The sequence below is a fragment of the Kineosporia sp. NBRC 101677 genome, assembly GCF_030269265.1.
GTDB lineage: Bacteria > Actinomycetota > Actinomycetes > Actinomycetales > Kineosporiaceae > Kineosporia > Kineosporia rhizophila.
Genome location: NZ_BSTA01000022.1, coordinates 19,203 through 42,940, shown reverse-complemented (window position 1 = coordinate 42,940; position 23,738 = coordinate 19,203). Strand labels below are relative to the sequence as shown.

The window sequence follows — 23,738 nt, the reverse complement described above, 5'->3', positions numbered from 1 at the left end:
CTCACCCCTACACAGCTCTAAGCAGGGTCTGAACCCGGTCGGAGAGGGGCCCGTGCTGAGGAGCGTGAACGCACAGAATGTGCGCGGTTCGGTCGAGGAGACCGTCCCGGGCATGACAGTTCGGTGGCGGGTGCTGTTCCGTCCGACCGGTCCCGGGCCGTGGCGGGAGGGCCGGCTCCTGCGCATCGGTATCGGATCTGCAATCCCGTGGCCAATGCAGCGGATCGAATGGATAGACCGCGCCGGGTACAGCTGTACGGTCGACTTCAGCAGCGACGGCTCCATCTTTTCGGGAGTGCGCACGACCCCTGACGGCCAGACCGAGGAACTGCAGGGTCAGATCCTCGGCCCAACCCCGGCTCCCGAGTCGATCCGCGCATTGTGGCCGGCCTGGCGAAGGCGTCCCAGCTCTGAGGGCTGGATCTTCACGATCGAGACGGCTGACCGGCTCTGGCGCAGCACCAGCGGTTGGCAGATCCTCCTCGATGACGGCATCGCTCCCCCGGCCTGGGTCGGCTGGCAGGACGTCACTGGAGCCAGCGGCGAATGGGACATCGCCGAGCCAACACCGCGCGAGCGACCCGTCACCATCGCGAGCGTGCAAGCTGACGCCGAACACGCCGCGGCCGACGAGGTTGCCGCCAACCTCCTAGAACCGGGCCCGTCGAAGTGGTTCGCGGACCAGCCGACCGGCGACCTTATCCTGCTCCTAGACGAAGCGGCGACGGTGACGTCCTACGAACTGGTCAGCGGCGACGACGCGCCAGACCGAGACCCCAGCGAATGGCAACTGCTTGCGCTCAAAAGGTCAAGTTGGAGCGTCGAGTTCCAACCCGAAGAGTGGCAAGTCGTCGACGTCAGGTCTGGCGAAGACTTCGCCGGCCGGAACACCGTCCGCCGCTTCAACGTGTCCCGACCGGGCAGCGAAAGCCGTGTCTACCGCCTGCGGATCACTCGCAACACCGGCTCTGTGCATCTGCAACTCAGTAGGCTGCTGCTGTTCGGCCTTGCCGCGCCGCATCCTGACACCGTGGTCGGATTCCGCGAGCCAGCCGGTGGACATCGGCTGATCATGCGGGGGTACGCCACGACTGAGCCTGCCAGGCATCTGCTCCTCACCGGCCACAACCGCGGTACCGCCCGGTGGGAACTGGATCGAGCGGGCTGGGAGAGCCCAGACCCCGCCGATCCGACAGGCCCGGTGACGATCGACGAATGGACAGCATTCCTCGAGGAACTGGGAGAGGTGTATCCACCCGCCCTTGAGGAGCAAATCCTTGATCTGGAAACACAATTGGGGGTACGACTCCCCCCTAGCTACCGCAATTTCCTGAGAGTCAGTAACGGCCTCGGTCAGGAGAACCCCATCGGCCCGTACCTCTTACCGGTCGAGGATGTGGGCTGGTTCCGCGACGTACACCGGGAAGTCCACATCGACGGAATCATCATCGGTGCTGACCTTGGGGACTGGGAGAGGGTTTTTGGTCGCAGCCTGGCCGTCTCACGTCAGGACGACGGCTGGTACCTCTTCCTCGACCCCTTCACCATCGACGAAAACGGCGAATGGCGGGCCTTCCGATGGCGTGACGGCGACGCCAGCCCCCCGGAGGCCGTCACCGACTTCGGCGCTCTGCTTGCCCTCGAAAGAAGCCGGCCAATCTGAGACCCCACGTCGGGCACTCACCTCGGTCAATTCCATGCATCCGCAGGTAGCTGTAGTTGCCTTCCTGGAATGGTTCATTCTCGACGCAGTTCACATCGACCGTCAGATCGGGCCTGAAACGCCCGAACGGCATCGCACAGAGGGCCTTCTGTTGCTCGTAGGCCCGCCTCGATCCGGTGCCTCGTTAATGCCGGCCCGATGTGCCGGTGTCACCGCCGGCGTCATCGCCCCCTCCGCAACTAATCCGCGGGACACGCCCAAGCCAGCAAGCCATGGCGTTCAGGGTGGCCGGGATGGCCGGGATGGCCCAATTCGTCCAGGATCTGCCCGGGAACATAGGCGTCGATCAAGTGGCTACGATCGATTGAGCAACGCATCGCCACCGTGAACGTAGGGCAGCAGCTGGCCGCAGTGGTGCGGCTGAGCACCTCGCAGGGCTGTGGTCCTTCGTTGTGTCGCTGCCGGGGAGCTGGCCGAGCAGATCGGATAGGCCAAGACGCTTATGGGCTGGGGCCCTGCCCGGAATCCCTTGTCGAGGCCCGGACACGACGCCGCCAGAGGTCAACCGAAAAGATCCCGGAACACGGCTGCGGACTCGGGCATCGAACTCAGCAGGTGGTTCCCATTGTCCCCTACATCGAACTCGAAGTAGGCCTGATAGGCCACGTTATTCACCGGGTCGTGGATGAACTCGTGCATGCGCTCGATGAAGTGTGGGTTGTCCATGCCGCCGTGCCCGTCGTTGACGGTACGGTCCCATAGACCCCACTCCGGCAACGAGAGTGGCTTGCCGCGCTCGGCTGCGAAGCCCGACCAGAACTTCAGGCCGAACTTGGAGTTGTAGATGTCGTTCCAGGCAGCCTTCTGGCGCTCCAGCCGGCAGTCGGCAGGGCACTCGCTAGGGTAGGGGTAGGTGTTGTTCGCCCAGGAGATGTCGTACACGTCCACGCCGATGTAGTCGACGTAGTCGTCACCCGGGTAGAAGCGTGTGCTGTCATAGCGCTTGCCTCCGTTGCTGGGGTTCCAGTCGAACCGGAGGTTCTCACCGCCGGGGACCGCGCGCATCGTCGTCACGATCTGGCGCCAGTAGCCGATGAAATCCTCACGCTCGGCCGGGTGCCAGCGCCAGTTGCCGAGGTTGAACTCCCACCCAAGTCGCAGAATGGCGTCCTGCTGACTGTGCTCGACCAAATTCTGTGCCAGCCGCCGGTAGTAGCGGTTGTACTTACCCTCAGCACCTTCTGCGAGAGAAACCTTGAGGTGCTTGGCCTCGGGCAGCATGGCTAGGCCGTAGACGATCCGGTAGTCGTGGTCCTGCCAGGCCCGTAACTGGTCGTAGGGGTTGGCAATCTCGTCCCAGGTCGAGCGCAGGGAGAAGTCGATGACGTACTCGATCTCCTGGCCTGACCAGTCCGCGAACGTCTGGACGTCCTCGGGCGAGGTACTGCGAAAGACTCCGGCTCGCGGGGTGGGCGCATATCTTGAGGCTGCATTCTCACTGGGCGCTGCCTGTCGGCCCGGTTCGGAGGGCTTGGAGATCTTGTAGGCAGTGGCACCGAGCGCGAGCAGGACGGCAACGCTTAGTGCGACCGGCCAAAACCCGCGCCGGTTGGAAGTTTTTGGTGCTGAGTTCACAGTGAAAGGTTCTCCGGGATGCTGAATGTCATTAGCTAGCGGGACGCCAGTTCGCGGAACTTTTCCCCGGCGCGGGTCAGTACGGACAGCTTGTGTGTCCCGTTCTCGGCCACGTCGAAGTCGAAGTAGATGTGGTAGGCGACGTTGTTCTTGGGGTCGTTGATGAACTTCATCATTTGCTCGATGAAATAGGGGTTGTCGCCGCCGCCGTGCCCATCAGGTCGCTGCCAGACTCCCCATTCGGGAAGCGACATCGGCTTGCCAACCGATCGCGCAAAATTGGCGTAGGTGTTCAGCCCGAAAGTGCCGTTGAGCTTGTCGTTCCAGGCAACTTGCCGTCGGTTCTGGACGCAGGCTTCGTCGCACCCCTCAGGCAGTGGGTAGGCGCCGGGAGCCCAAGAAATGTCATAGATGTCGACACCGATGTAATCCACATAGTCGCCGCCAGGGAAGTATTGGCGCGGGTCGTAGGTCTCTCCCCCAATGTTAGGATTCCAGTCGAACTGCAGGCCTTCGGCCCCTGGGACCGAGCGCATGGCATTCACGATGTGCTGCCAGTAGCTGATGAAATTCTCTCTGGTGTCCGGGTGCCAGCGCGACTCACGCAAGTTGAACTCCCATCCTAGGCGCAGGATGGAGTTGCCCTGCCCATGGTCTACGAGGTTCTGCGCCAAAGTTTTAAAATGATGGTCGTACTCACCATTGGCACCGGCGGCCATCGTGGCCGAATCATCCTGCAGCGGGAGCATCGCCACCCCGTAGACCATCCGGTAGCCGGACCCTTTCCATATGTCCAGTAGGTAGTTCGGGTACGCAATCTCCTCCCAAGTAGCGCGGGCGGAAAAGTCGGCCGCGTAGTCAACCTCGCGACCGGCCCATTCGCCAAACGTCGACACCTCCGGGGGTACGCTTCCTTTGAAGACACCGATTTTGGCTGGCTTCGAATCTGGTTCACCAGCCGAGTCATCAAAACTTCCTGCAAACAAAAGAATTCCAGCGACAACTGCGATCACTGTAATCAGCGGGACCACCGGGAAACGGCCCGATCGGCTGGTTTCTTCTGCCTCATCCGCTTGAGTTTCCGTGTCGTCCTTCTCGGACCGCTCCGTGGGGTTGACTGGCATTGGAACCGTGGGCTCGGTTGGGGGATGGACTGACTGCTCGGCCATGTTCTCGGCTTTCTGCTCGACGTTCCTAGCGCCTGTGTCACGTCAGCAGCAGGGCCACGGTTCACCGGCGACTGTCCTCCCGGCCTAACCCCTTCAGGTCATTTCGGAATGCCTGGGCGTGCGGCGGGTACGGTCCACACCGTCTTGCTTTCGGTAGGGCGCTGCAACATGCTCAGAACACGATGTAGAGCGACGTCGGAAACGTCGGGCTCGGAGTTCTTCGCCAACTGCAGGTGGTAAAGCAGCTCGGGTTCCGGCGCCAGGCCGTATCGTTCGAGGTAGTAAGTGATCGTGTCAGTCCAAACCCATCGTCCATCGGTCCGGAACGTCAGCGGGACCACTTCAGGACGCTCCGGGTCCAAGACGTCTGCCATGGTCACCGATGTTGTCAGGACAGGTAAGCCGTCACCCAGGTACCGGAGTAATGCAATTACTTCATCCAGGTCATCGATCCGCGGGTGGTTCTCGTCAAAGAGCGGACCATGCTCAGGATCCACCGAGTCGAAGACCCTGGCCATCCGTACCGGGGCGGTGGGCTCCGACGTCCAGATCAGGGCCCCCCTTGCGCAGGCGTTGCTTTGGTAGGCCGGCACCATCGTGGCCTGGCCACAAACCTCGACCTGCGGATCGGGTTCGCCGGCGGCAGAAAGGGCTGCCTGGAGCCGGGCCGTGACGGCGGGCAGGTCATGCGGCTCAAGCGGAGCAGCAGCCTGGACCACGAAGAGCAGTCGGGGCGTTGGCCACGGCGAGCCGTCCGCGGGCGCCCGCCATGACCGCCACACAGCGATCAGTCCGATTTCGGCCCGGGCTGCAGAGACCATGACACGGTCCAGTTCGTCCTGGGCCTGTTGCTCGAGCGCGAGGGTCAGGTCAAGAGGACCTTGGACACCTTCGGGTCTACGAGGGTCTGTAGAGCTGAAGATCCATGGAAGATGCTGGCTGGCGCCGTCCTTGAGCCTTTCCAGGGCGCTGATGAGTTCGTCATCCTCCCCGGCCGCCTGAAGTTCTCCCGCCATGAGCTCGGCGTCCTGACCCAGCACCGGCACTCGGCCGGTGGCCGCCGCGAAACCGATTGCCTGGGCCACGTCCACCAACCCACCCTCAGCCAGCCAGGATCGAGCTTCGCAGATCAGGTCGTCTGGGAGAGTTCCGGCCAGCCGCAGGAGCATGGTGTGCCAGTCCCCCAGCCCGCTGCGATTATCACCCGCCGTCAGCCGCTCTGTTCCAGCGCCGAGCACCCGCCACCTCCACCATGACTGCATCCCACCGGGCACATTGCATAAACCGGCGGCTACCGATGTCACGGTCGCTTGCTTCAACAAGGTTCAGCGGCCGGGCCAAATACCCCGGAGACGTGGGTCACAGCACGCCGAATTCACCAGGCGGCTATCTTGCGGCCGCTGCCTCAGCCCCGACGCGAATCAACGGCGACGAAAGATGCTCTGGGGCCTCCTGTATCGGCGTCAAGGCCACGTCATGTCATGGGCGAGAGGTATGCATCATGCAAAAGTACGTCTTCGAACGGCTTCCGGATGTCCGAGCGCGACTTCGCCGTGACCGTCGCTTCCCCGGGACTCCCGCGATGACAACCATGCTGGACATCTGGACCAGTGGACAGCGCTTCCGGATCAGGGACCATGACGGGCGTCCAGTGCGTGACCTGCTGGCAGACGTCACTGAGCAGAGCGGACTGGGCCGTGTGCCGAGCACACTCGAAGAATTCATGGATGCGGCAGCCGGCTCAAGAGCCCCATTCTCGGGGCCGACTGACGTGTACGGCGACCTCTCAACCGGGATAGCTCTTGTTCGGGAACCCCATCGAGCCCCGTGGACGACTGACGCAGCGAACCTTCTTCCGGTGATTGCGCAGTTGGTTGTCTCGTCCATCCCATCCTCTTGGCGACCGGTTGGCCACGGCAGGCAGCTTAATCGTCCTTGCAGCCTTTACGTGTCGAACCTTGCGGGCTCAGCTGGGCTGTGTACCTGGGCGGTTGCGGGCCCTTTCATCCTGTCCAGGCGTGTGCAGGAGGCGGGAAATCCATCAGTATCGGTAACGGTCGAGGCGGTCGAACTGGTCGAGGCACCGTTCGAGCAGCCTAAGACCTGTTCCCCGATGAAGCTTCTGGTCGACACGGACCTACCGGATCACGACTCTGCGGTTCAGCCGGTCCAGGTAGGCATGCGCGACCGCTTGCGCTAGGTCTCCTGTGTAGGAGCGTTCCGACGCCTTTCTGTCTCCCAGCACCTGCCAGAGCAGAGTCTCCACTTGTGCAGGCGAGGGCATGTCCGGCTGCGGGTCCGAAACGATCTGCATCTCGATCAGCTCTCGCAGTTCGACGGTCACTTGATCGGTCAATTCCTGCAGCCCGGCCTCAACCTCCCGGGCCGGCGCACCGACCTGACGACCCAGCGTCCCAAGAGCCCGGACAACGGCTTCGGACAACGTCTGAGGTCTGGGCGGTGACGTCGGGTTAGGTGTTGCGGCGAGAAGGTCTTCTGTCTCGGAGTCAAGGTCTGTGTATGGCTCCTCGGGGAAGGGAATGTGCGACAGGTCTGCCTCGCCTCCGCCACCAGAGCTTGCCTCAGGTCCGCTGATCAGCGCCAGCTGGGCCTTGAAGGCTTCAGCAGCATCTCTGGCGGCCTGCGCCTGTTCCTCGTCGGCCTTTAGCCGGCGGCGTTGAAGCTCCACCACTGTCCATGCCAGATCCCGTATGGACGTGGTGTGTTCCGTGACCGAGTGAGCCAGTTCCAGGAGCTGTTCCTCTCTCAGTTGTGGCAGCAGGGTTTCACCACGCTGTTCCAGCAGACGCCTGGCCCGGTTCACATGCGAAGTCAGCAAGGTGAGCCCGTCAGGACTCGACTGATCAGCTGAACGTCCGTCGTGGGCTCTGGTAAGCCGTTTTGAGAAGGAGCCAGCGATATTGCCATGCGACGAAGGCATAGCCGGGGCACCGCGTTCTCTCACGGACACTTCCAGCGACACAGTGGGTCCTTCGGATGTGCTGGTGAGGTGCGCTTCAACGGTCACCATGACGAAGGCCTGGTGACGTCCCGACCTCCAGTGGCGGCGGCGCGGGTCAAGCCGGATGGTCTGCGGTTCGGTGCCGGAGCCGTTCAGGAACTGATTGCGGACGCTCTGACGCAGCCGGTCCGGATCGACGGTCGCCAGCGTCGCCGACACATCCGCGTAGTCCAACTCAGCCAACAGCACGCGAAGTTGAGGCTCGGCTTCCTGCAATGCCCGGGCGAAATCGTAGCTCTGCTCGAGGGCAAGCGCCGGCTCCAGGGCCGAAGTGATCGGCCCGGCGATCACCCGGGCGTTTGCCTCGGCGTCAGACTCGCTCCCGAACCCCAGTCCCAGGGCCCATCTCATCACCTCCGCAGGAAGGCCGTCGTCGGCGGTCCACAACCGCCCGGCGAAGATCAACGGCAATGCCCCCGATCTGGGCCTCTTACGCCACAACTGGTGCAGTCCGCTGCCGGACATCCATCCGAAATCGCTGTCCTCCGGACGACCGGCCAAGACCCAGAACACCTGATAGGTGGGAACACGCTCGTCCAGTCGCAGGTGTACCGCGAGCTCGACGCGGACCAGAGACCGGCGACCGCTCAGGGAGAGCGGGCCGGTCTGCTCGAAATGCCCGGCCACCGTCCGTTCGATCCGGTCCTTGACCTCCAGGAGCTCCGCCTCCGTCACACCGGGCCCAGGCACCAGCAACAGCGGGACCCTGACCAGGACAGCCAGCAGGTCGCCCGGAAGCTCGCCGACCTCGGGCAGGACGCCGACCGAGACCTGCGAGGGCTCGTGTGCGAGACGCTCCAGCGCACGGCCCAGTGCATCAACAGTGTCTTCGCTCTTCAGCACATCATCGGTAAGCAGAGCCAGGCCGTGCCGCACCGACTGCCGCAGCAGATTGCTGCGAGCCGGCTCGTCCACGGCCTGACCCTCATCGGAAGACCACTGAAATGGTCGGAACCTTAGGTAGCCGTGAACCTGCGCGAGCTGAGTGGCGGAAACGGCCACGGGCGATGCCTCGATGATCGGCACCACAGCCGGGTCCAGGCGGGTATGGGGACGCAGAACCTTCGCCAGCGAACTCAGGCCCTGGGCGATCGCCTCGGCGTCCGCCTCTCTGCGTTCGTGGACGGCCTTCTGCCATCGGGAGATCCCCTTGCCCACGGCCTCCAAGGTGGTGGCCTGTGCCGGTTCCAGAGCAGTCGACTCGTCGTTCAGGTAACTGCGCACCGCGTCCGGGTCCAGTACCGGGATGCCCTCGTTCAGAAGCTCAACAATCCGGCGGGCCTGAGCGTCGTAGGTGTCGTCTTGCCCGGCGTGTGACGCCCAGTACTGGTCCCACAACTCTTTCAACTCATTGACCGGTAGATCTCGGTCACGGGGCAGGACTCCCTGAGCAGCCGAGAGGACCTCTGCCAGACGTCGCAGATACGGTCGCAACTGGTGCGGGGAAGAAAGATCACGTAAGGCTGCGACGACGTCTTGACCGATCGCTTCGATTACAGTTCCGTCTTCGAACAGATTGGGTACCTGGTACGTCAGGGCGAAGCCCTCGTAGCGCTTGTGCATTGTGGTGAGCTGCGCCGTTTGGTTTCGGATCTGTTTCAGTCCCTGGCCCACCCAGGTTCCGGGAGTAAGTTGTGCGCGGGATGGACCGGCTTCGGAAGCATGCCTGTGTGCGTGGAACCTGAACGCTTTGAGCAGGCGACCACCTCCGGGGACTCTGAGCCCCAGCAGGTCACTCAACATTGCCCGTGCCAAGGAGTCTGTCTGTCCCAGATTGACGCCCTGAGGTTTCTGGGCCTGAATACTGGCTAGGTGTTCCTGTACCTCTTCCAGCGAGAGCATTCTCGGCGCCTCGGCAGATCCGTCGACATCTTGGTAAAGCATTCTTAGTCGGTCGTGAACCATGCGAGCGGTGGGCTGGCCCGGCTTCAGGTGGTGCTGCACGATCTCGTCTGCGCGTTCCTGCACGCTCCGCACGGGGGCGCTCACCAGGTGATCCAGCTCGTCCAGCTGATCCGGCCCTATGGACGGCAAATCCCGTTGCTTCAGCAGCCGGTTTACTTCGCCTAGAACGCTGGGCGGCTCTTGGGCATCGGAGCTCGTCCCCTTCGGTGCGGCCGGCTTTACGGATGGGGTTCGCGATAGGTATCCCTGGGGATGGAAGTGGTTCTTGCGGCGACTCTCGTCAGCGGCCTCGTCGGCGGCCCTCTTGGCTTCCATCCACAGGCCGAGGGTCTCTCGGAAGGAGAGTTCCAGCCGGTCGGCGGCAGCCTGCTGACGCAGCAGTTGCCGACGGGTTTCGTTGAGGGGGTCCGGATTGCCCCCGTTCAGCTCCTGGCGCAGCCGCACGGCCGAGGCAAAGACCTCACGTCGGGCCTCCTGTCGCTTGACCCCGGCCTTCACCAGCGCAGCCTGCTCCCGACGCGGTTGCCTCATCGACTCCGGCAGCGCGAATCCCAGCTCCGTGCGGGCCACTTCGGCGCTCATCCGCAGCCCAACGGCGCGCTCGAGACTGACGATGGTGAAGCTGGTTCGTGAGCCCTTGCGATGAGCCAAGAGAAAATCGATGGTGTGTGCGGTGGCGACCGAAGCTCCGCCCCGACGCACCATCCGGCTGTTGGCCGAAGTATCGCTCACTCCGGAGCGCTGCTCAGTGGCGCTAGCGCTGCGTGGACCATTGCTGCTCTCGGTGCGTGGCGGAGGTTCGCTTTGCATGCCACCGGGATTGACGTTAAGGCTAAGCATCGTGTCTTCGGCGTGGGTACGCACCGGAGCGCTCACGGCCCGGGCTACCGACGGGGTGACCGCTGCCAAGGCACCTTCGACTGCCGTCCACAGATCCTCGCTTGAAGACAGTATTTGGGTGTTGAGCATCCGTGAGTAGATCTTCAAGCCCGGGTAGGGAGCTGGGTAGCCCTCGTCGTTCTGTGACAAGGGAATCCAACTGCGAGCGGCCGTGTTGCTGCCCGCCGTCTCCAGGACCAGGGCCAGAACCGTGTCTTCCGCCACCCCCTCAAGCCCGAGCAGAGCATCCTTCAGTGGGCCCGCCCCCAGGAACCAGGTGATGGCTGACTCCCGCGGCATCCGGTGCTGGGCGCCTGCAAGGAAGTTCTGGATGAACGCACCGGCCTCGGCGTCGGAATCTACCGTTCGGGCCCGGTGTACGGTCACCGGCCCGGGAACCGCAGGGTGTGGTTGCCCAATTAGGCGTAGCGGGCTGGCCGCATGTTCGACCGTCAGCGGATCCACCTGCCCGGCAACCGAACCGGTCACGGTGAATGTTCTGCCGTTGGGCAGCCGTAGCGACACTTCGACCTCGCTGACCGGCACCTCCAGGAGGGCCCGTGGACCACCGACCAGCCAGTTCAGCGCCAGAGTGGCGGCGTTCTCTGCTCCATCGGCACCGTTCTCGACGAGGAACTGTTTTCCCGTCCCAGGGCCGGTGCCGAATATAGGTTGAATGACCTGGTCGGGCTCGCCCTGGAAGCCGAACCCGCCAGCGGCCTGGATCTTGCGTCGTTCGAGGAACGACAGACGTTCACTGCGCTTAGCAAAGAAGTTCGTATACATCTCCAGGTCGCCCCCGTCGACGAGGATCTCGGTGACACGAGCCCGGCCGGCCCGCACGACTACCTTGACCACTGCGACCCGGGTGCTTGCGCTGCGGCTGGATCTGCTCCGGTCATCTTCGGGGGCTGGGCTGGACGCGGCTGTGCTGGACGCCGCCTTTTGCAGGCGGTTGCGTAGTGGACTGCTGCCGTAGGAGGACAACCCAAACACCGCGCCACCGTCCAGGGCGTCTTCGAGCAGGCCGCCCAGGCCCTCCGGTCCGAGAGCCCAGAGAAGTTGGCCCCGATTGTTTCGGACGTCCTGGGCTCCGTGCGGGAAGAATGTGTCGGCGAGCGTGCCCATCTGGGAGATCAGGAGGTCCGCGAAGTGGCTCAGGTCGGGCACTAGTGTGAGCAGGCCTTCGCCCAGCGCAGAGCCCGGTCCCCCGCTCAGATAGGCGGGAGGTTCAAGGGATGGGACGGGCCCGGCCGTTGGTTCGTACAGGGGCGGGGTGTCGTCCGGGTCGTGCCCATGATCGGCCAGCCACTGCTGTCCTTCGGGTGAGTGAGCCCACGCCCGGTTGTTGGCCAGGATGCTGTCTAGTTCGTCGAGCAGTCGCTGGCCGGTGACCGGGTCCGGGGGCAGGGCGCGGGCCTGCCGTTCGGTCAGCAGTTGCAGCGCCCCCTGCAGCACCTTCATTTCCCCCACAGCCCAGTGGCCGTCCCCGTCAATCCCGAGCCGGGCCGGGCGTTCGTACGCGGTGGCCACCGTCCAGGAAAGGTCACCGGGGACCAGGAAGAGCGGCGCTGTGCCGAGCACCTGTTTCAGTTCCCGGGTAGCCGAGAGCTCGAGGAGATGATCACGCTTACGGGTGCGGCCCAGACCAGCCGTAAGGGCGTACTCGAAGAACGGGCCGAACGGCTGGCTTCGACCGTTGACCCCTAGGTCGAGATCCCACATCCATGCGCGGTGGCCGCCTGCGCCGGCGGAGCGCCCACTGGTGTTGACCACCTCGCTGTAGACCCCGAGAGCCAGGACGCCCAGCACTTGACGGTTGCTCAGGCTGGGCAGGGCGAAGACCTCGACGTCGCCGAAGCGGTGGTACCAGCCGTGCGTGGAGAACTGGTTGCGCACCGCCTCGGGACCGAAGCGGGCCGTGACGGCCTGCTCGTGGGCGGCAAAGACGTCGGGCCCGGAGACCTGGGCGATCTGGGTCTTCACCTGCTCGAGCAGGTGTTCGCGCCGCCGGATCTCCAGCACTGTGCGGGTGTCCTCAAGCCGGCCCCGCACGCCGCCGCCCCGGGAGTTCAGGATCTCGGGGCGGGAGGACACCTGCTGAACAGTTGGGCTGAGCACCATGGCAGGACGTTGTGGCCCGTCCTGAACCAGCTCAGTGATCGCCCGCGGCGCGGTCACCGTCACCGGTCGGCTCACCACCGTGTGGATATGTGGGACCGCCGGCGATGCCGAGGTCACCTCAGCGGTGATCTTCCAGTGCACAGGCGCCTTGAAGACATCGGTGGTTGGGTCGCCGACCCACAACACACTTAGTTGTTGGCTCACCGAGACTCGCTTCAGCGAGCTTTGCTCCCAGATCATCTGCGCACTGAGCGCCGGGCCCAGATGGGCGTCGGCGAAGCGGGTCCGGATGTCCCCGGTGAGGCCGGCCGCCGTGGCCGTCACGTTCTCGAGGGTGGAACCCGTACCTCGCTGATGGGTGGCGCGAACTGTCGAAGCCGGCCAGTGCCCCTGGTAGACGGGCCGGCCCCTGCGTGGGGTGATGGTGACGGTCAGGAGTTCGTGGTGGCCCACCCGGTCGCGGCGCAGCACGATCTGACGCTTCTCTAGTGGCGTCAGCGATGTGCGGGAGACCTTCTGACGGATCGCCCGGTCGTTCAGGAACCTTGTCTGAGCTGTCTTTTCATCTACACGAATCAGTTCCGGGCCCCCGTTCTGGGAGATCTGGTCCCCGAAACCGGACTCGTGCACGAGAGCTCGCACCGCGTCTTCCATCTCCAAGGAGACGCTTGAGGGCAGGATGGCAGACAGCAGAGTCCCGGCCGGATCATCCTCGTCGGTGGACCATGAGGGTAGGGACCGGGCCGGATTGCCGGATGCCGGGTCGTACGGCACGAGCATGGGTTTGGCGCTTGCAGCTCCGGGTAGACCGAGGCCGGATGCTTCCGGGATGGACAGGCTGATTACGGCGTGGATTTCGTGGGGGGTGCCCGACGAGGGTTTCCAGCTTGACGTTCGCGGGTCGTAGTGCGACTCCGTGATGTCGATGCTGACCAGGTACAGCGCGCGCGGGTGGTTGATTTGGTGGCCGCCACGCGACATTTGCGTGTGCGACACGTCCTGGCTGCTCTGGTTCGTGAACGTCAGAACAGGCATGAGACGGGCCGCGAACCAGGCCAGGACGTCGAACGGTGCGCCGAAGGCGGGGCCCATGGCGAGGCTGACGTCGAGCCCGGCCCTGTGTCGCAGCCCACTGCTCCATGCCACCCCCAGCGCCGTGCGCAGGTTGGCGGCGCCACCGGCTCCGAGAGGTCGCATCCGGGTGATCGCGGCTGAGCTGTTCAGAGCCGTCCACTGTGCCTTCTTGCGTCCCAAGAGCACCGGGGAGTCGGATCGGCCCTCCAACATGCTGATCAAGTCACGCTGCAGCGCGACGGAACGCGAAAGGCGTTCGCCGGTGCGCCGGCCTGCGGATCCGGTCTCGGAGACGCCCGACGGCAGCCCTTCGCGCCGGGCGCTGACCAGATCGCCCGTGTCGACCACCGCATCGATCGAAAAGGACCGAGCCTCCACCACGGCGGCGCTGCGCTCGGTGCCGACCTCGACAGTCACTTGCTGGGCTGCCGGTACTGGAACGAACTTCAGCAGGTCTTTGGGAGCCTGCACGGTCAGTGTGCCTGGCACTGCTGCGACGAACGGCAGGTCCTGTGTTTTCGTCTGCGTCACCGGGACCGCGACGACCTCGAAGGCGAAGCCGACGGGGACCCGTGCACCACCGGTGCTGCGCAACGAGCGTTGCTCTGCGGGCGTAAAGCTGACCTGCTGGGAGACATCATTGACCAGTCGGGCCGAGAACTGCACGCTTCCGCCCACCCCGACCGGCGACAACAGAGTCAGTCCGAGCGGCGTCCCTGCCCCCGACTTCCTCGTCTCTGAGCGGCTTTCGGTTTGTGACCGCTGCGTGTTCAGCTCCTGTCGGATACTTGGCTGGACCAGCGCGGAGTCCTGCCGGAACTGCCGCAGCCGCAGATGAACGTCCAACTCCACCGTGGACCGCCGACCGAGGACGTTCCGGTGCACGCTTCGGGCCTGGATCGGCAGCGCCCGCCCCTCGCCGAGAAAGGAGTCGAACTCCAGGATCAGAGTGGTACTGACGACCTGCAGTTGGTCCAGGGCAACGGTGAGGCCGAAATGCAAGCCGGCTTGGCGCAGCACCGCGAACAGCTGGAACACCCCTTTGAGGTCCAGCGGCGCTAGCTGCCCCATTGCTCGCGGAAAATAGGGGACGACCGACAGAGTGGGCTCCATCCCCCGGTCGGCCGATGCCTCCGCCCTTTCAAGTTGTTGCAGGCGCGCCTGGAAAAAATTCGTCCGCAACGATTTTTGACTTGCAACACGGGCGGGCGCCGGAGGTGACATGGGTGCCTTACCCGCTGCCTGGGAGGCATTGCTGGACAACTGGCTCTTGCGCGCCATCCGCAGGAGGTGCTCATTGATCTGGTCTGGATGCTCCCGGGCCTGCGGCAGCGGCCGGAAGTGCTCGTGCCGCGGTAGGTCCACCACCTGCGAGACGCGCTCCCAGACCTGATTGAGCAGGCCGGCGGCCAGATCCCGGCGCATCTGCCGCAACTGCTCGTCTGCATCCGCGACAGGAGCCTCACGGGCAGCTGCGAGCGCCGCCGCGTTCACGGCTGCGACGTGGATGCTTTCCATATGCTCAGCCGTAAGGCGCGGTTCGCGGGTCGCTGCCAGGTGCTGAGCGGCCAAAATCCGGACCATCCCTGGCACGCCTTCCAGTGCCAACGGCTCGTACTCACGGGCATACCTCTGATAGGCGCGTGTCAAGGCGTCCTGCAGGCTGCGGTTGCTGGCCACGCGCTGAAAAGCTGCCTGCCCATCTACCCACTTCCTACTGCTCTTCCGCCGCGACCCCGATGGCGAGAGCAGACCGGTGCCATGATGCCCGTACTGGCTCGGCCGACGCTGTGCGCTCATCAACTGATCATCCGGCCACCCTTGCCAGGGGGTGCTGCGAACTACGGAAGAGGTGCTGGCGCTCAGCGTCTCGGGCTCGGCCATAGACGGCGGCAGGAAAAGAGGTCGCCGCATCGCACCTGCAGGGTGAACATCGGCCTCAGTGCGTCCGATGGGGCTGGTCGTAAGGATCGGCCGCCCCTCGGAGGTGAGCCCCAGGGCCGCGGGAAAGACACTCTTGGTGACGCTGGTAGTGACTGCCAGGCCTTGTCCCTTGCCGGACAGGACTTTGCGGACGGCGGACCAGGACCCGATGAGCGCCGATGGGCGTGGCATCCGGGTGAAGTGCGCCTCCACCGTGAAACGGACCTGTGGTGAGTCCGGGTTCGCTGGGTCCTCGCGGCGTTCTCCCAATACTGAGATGCTCACCTGCCGGCGAGGGCGTCCGGACTGCCGCCCGACATCGGGATGCCCGATCTTGATCGGTTCAGGCGTCGTCGCAGATGGCGCGAGCAAGGCGGTGAGGGCTTTCGGGGTGACCTTCGAACGGACCGCGCCCAGCACGTCCTGGGCCCAGGTGCGCCCGTACATAGCGCCGAGTGCTCCCGACTCGTTCAGGGCGGCGTGGATCTGGTGCAGCACGCGCTCGCGAGCAACGGGCCCGAACGCGGGCGGCGGTGCCGACGACGGCCGCCCGAACACGTCCTCGAAGCCGGATTGGTTGGCAGCCTTGAGAGGGACCAGGCCGAACTGGGCCACGGACTCCTCCCACGAAAGCGGTTCTCTCTCCCGGGTCGAGGGGGAGGCGAGCGCCAGGTCGAACGGCTCGTGACCGGCGTCCTGCAACGGAACGAATCCCAGGTCGGTGATGGATTCCACCAACCTGTCGCCCTGCGTCCCGGAGACCGGGGATTGCTCAAGCGACTGCTCGCCCAGTTCCTCAGCGTGGGAACGGGAACTTTCGGCCACGAAGCGCTCTCGAGCGTGGCCCGGGCTGTCGCCCAGGTCGACCCATGCCTGCAATCCACCCTGATCGGCCTGGCCGGCCTGACCATCGATCGCGGGCGCAGACTGTTCGATCCGTCGCAGACGTCCGTCGGTGAAGTCGTACGTCCGGGCCTTCGTCGTCGTGGGCGGATCCATCCGCCGGACATGGCCGGCCCCAACGCCAACGATCTTCCCCTGGGCCAGCCTCATCCTCGTCACGGCGGCAAGCGACAGTTCACGCCAATTCAGGAACAGCAGCGACGTGTCGGTCTCTGCAGCGAGCTGATCGCGCTGCCCCGGTGAAAGGTAGGGGTCCTGCTGGAGTTCCTCGCGCATCGCGGTCAGGAACGAATCAACGAAATTGAATAGCTGAGACTCGAAATGCATATAGCCGTCCGGGCTCAGCCCGGCCCGATGGATCCGCACGGCTTCTCCGAGCGTGTCATGCGCGCTCAGAGTCCGCATGAATGGCTGAAGTGCTTCAGCGCCGGCGGCGGCCTGTGCCAGCACGGACTGTGCCTCGCTGACCTGGTGCCCTTCTTCCAGCACGTCAAGGGTGTGTCCCCAGGCCAGCATCAGTGTCTGAAGGGCACGATGCCCCCACGCGGGCGCCGAGAGGGTGTGCAACCCTGGCTCAGCGAGCATGGGCTTCCAGGTGTGCAGCGCCCACCCCAGCTTGGGCAGGATCGGCTCCCCACCGACCTCCGACAGATTCCCCCAGCCATCGCGATGGTAGGGCCCCTGCCCGTACTGCTCCAGCAACGACACGTACGCTTCGGCGAAGGCCTGCCGCAGGTGAGGACGCTGCGTCAGATCTTCCGTGGGGAAGCCCTCATATGCGTAGGCCGGCCAGTCCTGCGGGTCGCTGCTGTTACCGACGGCCGCCAGCAGTTGCCTGAGCGGCCACTGGTGATGCTCAGCGACCAGGCTTGCAGGGTTGCCCCTGATCTCATCGACCAACTCGGGAGCGATCTGCGGAAGCCGGACCGGAGGCCGTCCGTCGGCGAGCATCTGCGCAGGATCATCAGTCGTGAAGGCCGCGACGGGGGTTTGGCGGGTGGGGGGGAGTTCATGGGCGCCAGGACTGTTGAATCGCTGAGCCAACTTCCTAGCCACATCCATGGCCTGAGCAGTGTCCCCCTCCACCAGGAACGGGCTAATGATCGTCCTGATGTTGGCCAGGCGCCGACGGTATGGACTGTCCGTGCCCAGGTGGCTGACCGATGCTTCCGGGAGCGGGAAGTACTGGTGGACGATGGCAGCAGCCTGCTCTTGAATCTTGCGCTCTATATCGCCCGTCAGGGCTCGCGCCGTCAGGGCCTCCTGAGCCTGCCGCAGGCTTTCTCCAAAGACGGCTCGCTCGCTCTCGCTCCACCACGAGGGGAAACGGCTTAGCGGCTCACGAGTCGGCGGTGGCGCCGGCAGTTTGCCCAAGCGTCCTGCGCTCAATGGCAAGGTCAGCACCGTTGCCTTGTATCCCAGGTCGACCTGGACTGGGTGCAGTCCACCACCCGAGCCCGGGTAGACCCGGATTTCGGCTTGTTCACCGGAGCGCCCTAGAGGCAGATTCTGCCCAAAGAGGTCGAGGTTTCCCGCCTCGTCGAGGCGCTGCCTAAAGACCGAAAGCGGCCGGATGTCTTGCGACGTGGCCAGATTTACAATTTGCCAGGCCAATGTGCTTTCGTCGCCGAGGTAGGTATCCGGGGTCGGTGACGACTCGGCGTTACCTGCAGTTACCTTGAGGTCGCTTGGCGAGATCTGGACGTCGGGCGAGGAGTTCTCCTTTAACAACGTTGTTAGGTCGTCGTCTGTAAACCATTCAAGCAGGCGGTTACGGACCGATTCTCCTGGTGCAGGGGAGGGCTGCCCGACTTCCTGGCGCACGCTCATAACATACGACACAGGCGTCGTAGGAGCTGCTGGCTCTATTCTGAAGATCTCGACCACGACGCGACTGCTCCCCCAGGTAGCACCAACCTGCTTCCGGCCGTGGGGAGTCACTGGAACAGCCCCACCCACCAGAACAGTGCGCGATACGGTGACGACAGGGCGAGTCCCCGACAACCGAAGTGCCTCGACTTGTCGATCGGCCCGCCTGATCTCGTCAGGCGAGGCACCCACATGGTATGCGACCCGGGAACGGTCGAGCGCGAATTTCGGTCCTGACACAGACTCTTCCCAAAGGTCTTGTGCCAAGGTACGGGCCGCATCTCGGGCACCCTGCTGATCACCTGTGACAAGATAAGACATGGCCACCAGCGCAATCGCTCTGGTGCGCTGACGGTGAAGCATAAGTTCTTTAGAATATCCGAGGTGGCTCACCGGCGGCAGGACTGATTCGGCAACCGTTCGTATCGCGCGCGCCCTCAATTCCGCCAACTCATGCTGGGTCAAAGATTGCCCCGCGATCAGATCCACAGCTTTTTCGATCACGGACGCCGTCCATGAACGTTTCTCTGCCGACAGCCGAGAAGGAACAATTTTTTCGTATGTACCGAAATTCCATTCTGCAGCATCGCTCAGATCGATGTCGCCGAGGTCAATTAAGCGGTACGCACGATCCACGCCAGGTACCGGGCGCAGATTTTCGTCTACTAGGGTGAACTCGAGTAGATGCTTGTCGTCGGTAGTTGCAGACTTGGACCAGACCTCCATCTTTACATCCGCCCCGGCCCAGGTTGCTGGAAGGTAGATGAGCCGGGAGAATAAGAGCCTATTATGTCCGTCTAACGTAGAGTAGGTGATACGCCCAGGCGAAACGCCTTGACGTCGATACATGTCGACAATCCGGAATGCGCGCTTAGCGTCATTGACACTATTCCGTGCCTCGTACACAACCCCGGACGCGCGAGCCCCGGCCAGTTGCGCCGACGTCAATTTGGGCAGCAGTCGGTTCCGCGGTTTCAAATCCTCTACACCCGCGTTTTTGGCCGCTTGTTCATCTTTCAGCTCGACATGCATGAAAAACTGCGTCTGGCTACCTGGCAGAGTGCGATAGATGTCAACGATTACGTCCTGAGCCGCCCAGTCCCAACCGACCGATGGGTCCCCGCCCAGCGCGATGTTACCCGCGTTGCGCACCCGACGCTCGATCGTCTTTTCCTTGTCTTCCGGCCGGGCCTGCCTCCAGTATTGGTTCGCAAGTTCGATATTGCCTCTGGGCTTTGAGGTCTTCTTCGCCGGTCGGGCGGAGCCGTCGGATGATTGGCGCGGGTGACCGGAATGGTTGCTGCTACCACCAGACACTGAACCGCTCGGCTGTGGGCCGCGGCCCTGGGGCATACCTCCGGCGAGCCCACTCCAGATCTGGGTACGGCGCTGCCTAGGGGCAGCGGGAACCATGAGAACCACGTCCGACCACACCCGGTGGGATTCGGGCTGGAAAGCGGTTGTGCGGGCGGAGATGTGGATGCCCACGGTTTGGGTGTCGTCGTCGAAGTCAAGACGGACCTGAAGCTCTTCCTCTGGCCGGTGTCTGGGGCTGCCCAGCGAGACCTCCACCACGTAGGTGTTCGATCCTCCCGATGGCGCCATCTCTCGTAGCACCTCCGGGTCGAGTTCCCTGGCCAGTGGATGATTCATGGCGAAACCCTCGATGTGAACGGCGTCCGGCCCCACGTCTCCCGCTCGTTGGGAAGAAGCCGTGCTGACGAGGTCGCCGTATCCCTTTGCGCGCAGCTGTGTGCCTACCAGGCGGAGGATGAGCTGTCTGGATGCGGGTAGGTCGTACTGGAACCACCCGGGTTGGCGTCCCTCGACCCGTCGCGGTGAGCGATCCGGCGCAGGCTGCCCCAGTGAATCTTGGCGCAGATCCTGGCGCAGTCCGAGCACCGCCAGCAAGTGCCTTGTCTCAGCGTCACTGCGTGGGATTCGCACGTGGCCGTCTGCTGCAGCTGTCGGCTGGTGCGGTAGCAAACCGGCTGTCAGCACCACCAATACCTGTTCGTGAACCGCGAGCGGCCGGTCCAGTACCAGGGGTACGGACGACCAGGGGTCCGTGCTGCCCGACAGCTGTTGCGCCCGGGCCCGGCCGGCGTCGGCGGCCTGTTCCAGATGCTCCAGTCCCTCGGTCTGCCTCAGGTCCAGCAGTGTGGTGCGGGCCTGGTCGTACTGGAGGGTGAAGTCCCAGAGCTCGTCGGTGTACAGGTGCGCCACCCGGGTGGCCGGATCCCGATCTCCTGCCCACGTGCGTTCGGAATAACGGTCTTGGTCCAGCGCCCGTGGAAGCAGGTACTCGACCTGGGCGGCGGAGAGGAGGGACGATCCCTGGGGCAGGGTGCGCCCCAGCGTGTTCAGTTCGCTGAGCTTGGCCCGCACCTGGACAACGAGGCCTTCCAAAACGGCTGCTCTCGGGCTGCCAGAGGATATTCCGGCCGGCGACTGTTCCTGAGCCAGCCCTAGGGGCAGCTTCTCGTCGCCTCTGAATGAAGAGGTGGCCACCGTTGCGTTCTCACCGGCTGTGCCACGCACGTCAGGATGCGGGACCAGATTGAGGACCGGCTGCCCAGACTGATCAAACCCGATGTGAACCTTCTGGGCTGGCCCTTGGGGAAGTGTGGTGGACGTTGGTTCGCCCAGCGCAGCCTGCGCGATACGAGCCAGATGACCGCCGGTGGCGGCACCACCGGGCTCAGTTCGGGTCAGATCGGGCGACGCTCCGGGTTGCCGTGGCACTCTCGCGTACGGGGCTGACTGCCTTGGGGCCTGCAGGCCTAGCTTGTGGACGAGAGACCTGGTCAGTTCTACAGCCGGCCCGAACCCTTGATTGGGGCTTGTCAGTAGTTCGGGGCTGTTGCCCAGGATAGCGGCCACCACCGGCCTGACTTCCATCTGCAGGCGGAGCAGGCGGTTGTCGCCAGCAGCCTGCTGGTTCGCCGAGTTGATCCTGGTCAGTGTGTCACCGGAAGCGCTTGCGATCACACGGATTGCCCTGGCGTAGGCCTGATCTCGTGCTCGAGGTCCTTCTCCGAAGCTTGAGAAGTCCGACTCACCGCGCGGGGCGTTGCTCCACCAGGCATGCCACCAGCGCGGAGAACTTCTCTGTTTGACCGGAGCCGGTACGGCTTCGAAAGCAGGCATGATCCGCAAAGCCTTGCCCGCATCCGCGATTGCCCAGGAGTGCGGCAAGGGCACTGCGTCCTCGGTGGCCGCCCACAGATGCCACGTTTCGGTCTCGAACCTGCTCCAATCGGGCCCGGACAGGTCGATGAAGTGGGCGGTTGGCAACTGATCGCCGTACTGCCGTTGCAGCGCGAGCATGTGCTGGGTCCCGACGCCTACATAGCGGACCCCGCGGCGCACGGCCCGAGCCACGATCTCGCTCATGGCCTGGTCACGCCAGGCCCAGAACATGGTTTTCGTATCCGATGAACGATAGTGGGCTTCCTGCTGTTCGGGGGCCAGGAAAGAATCGTTGAAAACGTGCCCGCGCAGAACCACTTGCAGTGATTCGACGAAGGCCCGCAAAGCAGGCAGAAAGACTGAGTTGAAAACTTCTTCGCCGACGAAATCCTCACGGTAGGTCACCAGCCCGTAGGAAAGTTCCGGCATCAGGTCGCCGGTGCGGTCGGCGGCACTTATTGAGTCCGAGTCCGAGTCCGAGTCCGAGGGAAACGCTAGACCACGAAGCAATTCGATGAACGGCTCAAGGTGCTCACGCTGGGCCTGCAAGACATCCACCAAGGCACGCTCGGCATCGGCTCGCTCGGCGCTGAATGGGTCTTCTATATTATGTCCGGCGCCGCGGTCGGCAACGTCGTTGGCGTAATCCCAAGCCATGAAAAGAACGTGCGGGAAGGATCGTGCCAAGTATTGGTTTTCCGGAGACGCCGAAGCGCCTAGGGCCGTGAACGATGGGCCGCTGTCAAGCCCGGGATGGATCAGTGAGAGCGCCCATCCAAGCTTGGGGAAGATCGAGTCCGCACCGAACTCGTGAACTGAAGAATTCCTGGGCAAATTCATTTCACTGAGGATGGGCCCCAGCCCGGCATGGATCGTCTGCTCCAGCCGAGGACTATCGGTCAGATCGTCAACCGGGAACGACTCGTCGATAAAGCTGGGCCTCGCGCCATGTTCGGAAACGCTTGCGTAGACATCTCGGAAGGTCATTCCGACACGGAACTCCCCCATGATGACGGTGCCCGTCTGCGGAAGGGTCACCTGTGTGCCACTCGGTCCGGTGAAGAGCACCCCGATGTGATCCGTACGCCCTTCGGCATAATCGATCATCTGCTGCATGGTGTCGAAGGAGTGGATGGCTGCCCCCTCGAACAGCGCTCGCGCCTTTTGGCTCAGGTGCTCAGTAGGCATTATCTGCCGTCCCCCGACCCAGACCCTCGAGGAGGACACCGCGGCCGAAGCGGATCGTTCGGCGGAGGAATCCTCGATGTGCATCGGATCAGTGGTGGGGGCCCCACCCTTCAGACGCGGCCATTCGCGCCCATGCTCCCGGTGATACTCGCGCACCACGCTCCAGGCCAAATCCCGGAGATTACGCCCGGCAGAGCCATTTTCCAGTACACGTCGCCCCATCTCGACCACGTAGTCAGCTGCCGGCATGGGGAAATCGCTCGGCAGACCTAGCCGGTACAACTGGTGCATAGCGGTGCGGACGTCCGCCACCAGCATCTGTGACTGTTCCGGTTCCAGATGAAGGGGCAGCGGTATCTGCTCGCCCTCAAGCATCTGCCGTAGTTGAGAAGCATGGGGCACTGAACCGTCCGGCCTCATGAGCAGGACGTCCACCGGGCCATCGTCGGGAACGGGCGGGTCGAGTACGCGCAGCCGTTGACCGACAGGCGCCTGCGGATCCCACCATACGGGGGCAGCATCGTTGCGGCCCCACACCGTGGTGATCCGAGGCTCGGTGGAGCGCTGCTGGACGATCCAGGCGAGCGCGCCGCCGCCCAACCGGCCGAGCTGAGCATGCAGGTCGAGCACAGACATGGAGGGGAATGTCGTGAAACCGTTGCGCCCGAGTCCGAGCACGAGCGAGATCTCTTCCTGCGGTGTCACAGTTGAGTCGGAAATGAACCGGTCGCCGCCACGAGAACCCTCGAACACACTGTGAGCTACCCAGAGCGCTCGTTCCCGATCGCTGGCCGATACCAGCGGGCCAAGCAAGTTCTCCAGCTCATGTTCGCGGAGTTCCGTGCCTGGTGTTTGCTCGCCGCCGGGCAGCCCCAGGATCAGCCGGGCCGCAGCTTCCAGGCCCTGAGCCCCTTCATCAATCTGGATCGTGGTTGTCAGGGCGCCGGGGAAGGCGAGTTGACCCATGGGCCACTCGAGGTCCTCTTGTTTCGCTGCCCCGTCGAGGGCGACGATGACGACGGCGTCGTAGACGGTTGCGGGCTCGTCGGAAAACATTTGCCTGTCGTCCTCGGCCAAGGCCTCCATGGAGACTTCGGCGAGGGTGCCGGCTCCCTGTCGGAGGAACTCCTCGCCTACCACCGTGATCTCGGGGGCTGCGGCTAGGGCAAGGCTCCGCCCGCCCACGGTGACC

At 64.0% G+C, this 23,738-nt stretch carries 5 protein-coding genes (1 of these 5 only partly in view); 1 reads left to right on the top strand and 4 read right to left on the bottom strand.

From position 1 onward, the window contains the following. Positions 1–64 precede the first annotated feature (64 nt). On the top strand, positions 65–1,663 hold the full coding sequence (locus QSK18_RS34735; RefSeq protein ID WP_285628506.1) for an SMI1/KNR4 family protein: 1,599 nt from the start codon (positions 65–67) through the stop codon (positions 1,661–1,663). Positions 1,664–2,224: 561 nt separating this feature from the next. On the opposite strand, the gene QSK18_RS34730 is transcribed toward QSK18_RS34735, so the two are convergent. The 4 genes from QSK18_RS34730 to QSK18_RS34715 all read right to left on the bottom strand — a co-directional run. Beyond that, positions 2,225–3,298 (bottom strand): glycoside hydrolase family 26 protein, encoded by a 1,074-nt coding sequence (locus tag QSK18_RS34730; RefSeq protein ID WP_285628503.1) that lies wholly within the window; start codon positions 3,296–3,298, stop codon positions 2,225–2,227. 35 nt (positions 3,299–3,333) lie between these two features. Beyond that, complete coding sequence (locus QSK18_RS34725; RefSeq protein ID WP_285628500.1) at positions 3,334–4,467, bottom strand: glycoside hydrolase family 26 protein; 1,134 nt, start codon at positions 4,465–4,467, stop codon at positions 3,334–3,336. Positions 4,468–4,565: 98 nt separating this feature from the next. Then, positions 4,566–5,705: a hypothetical protein gene (locus QSK18_RS34720; protein ID WP_285628497.1), complete on the bottom strand. Its 1,140-nt coding sequence runs from the start codon at positions 5,703–5,705 to the stop codon at positions 4,566–4,568. A gap of 899 nt (positions 5,706–6,604) precedes the next feature. Next, positions 6,605–23,738: the final stretch of a hypothetical protein gene (locus QSK18_RS34715; protein ID WP_285628494.1), read on the bottom strand. The gene runs 19,166 nt beyond the window's last position; the window shows 17,134 of its 36,300 coding nt (coding positions 19,167–36,300); the start codon falls outside the window, past its right edge — the gene reads right to left on this strand; the stop codon is at positions 6,605–6,607.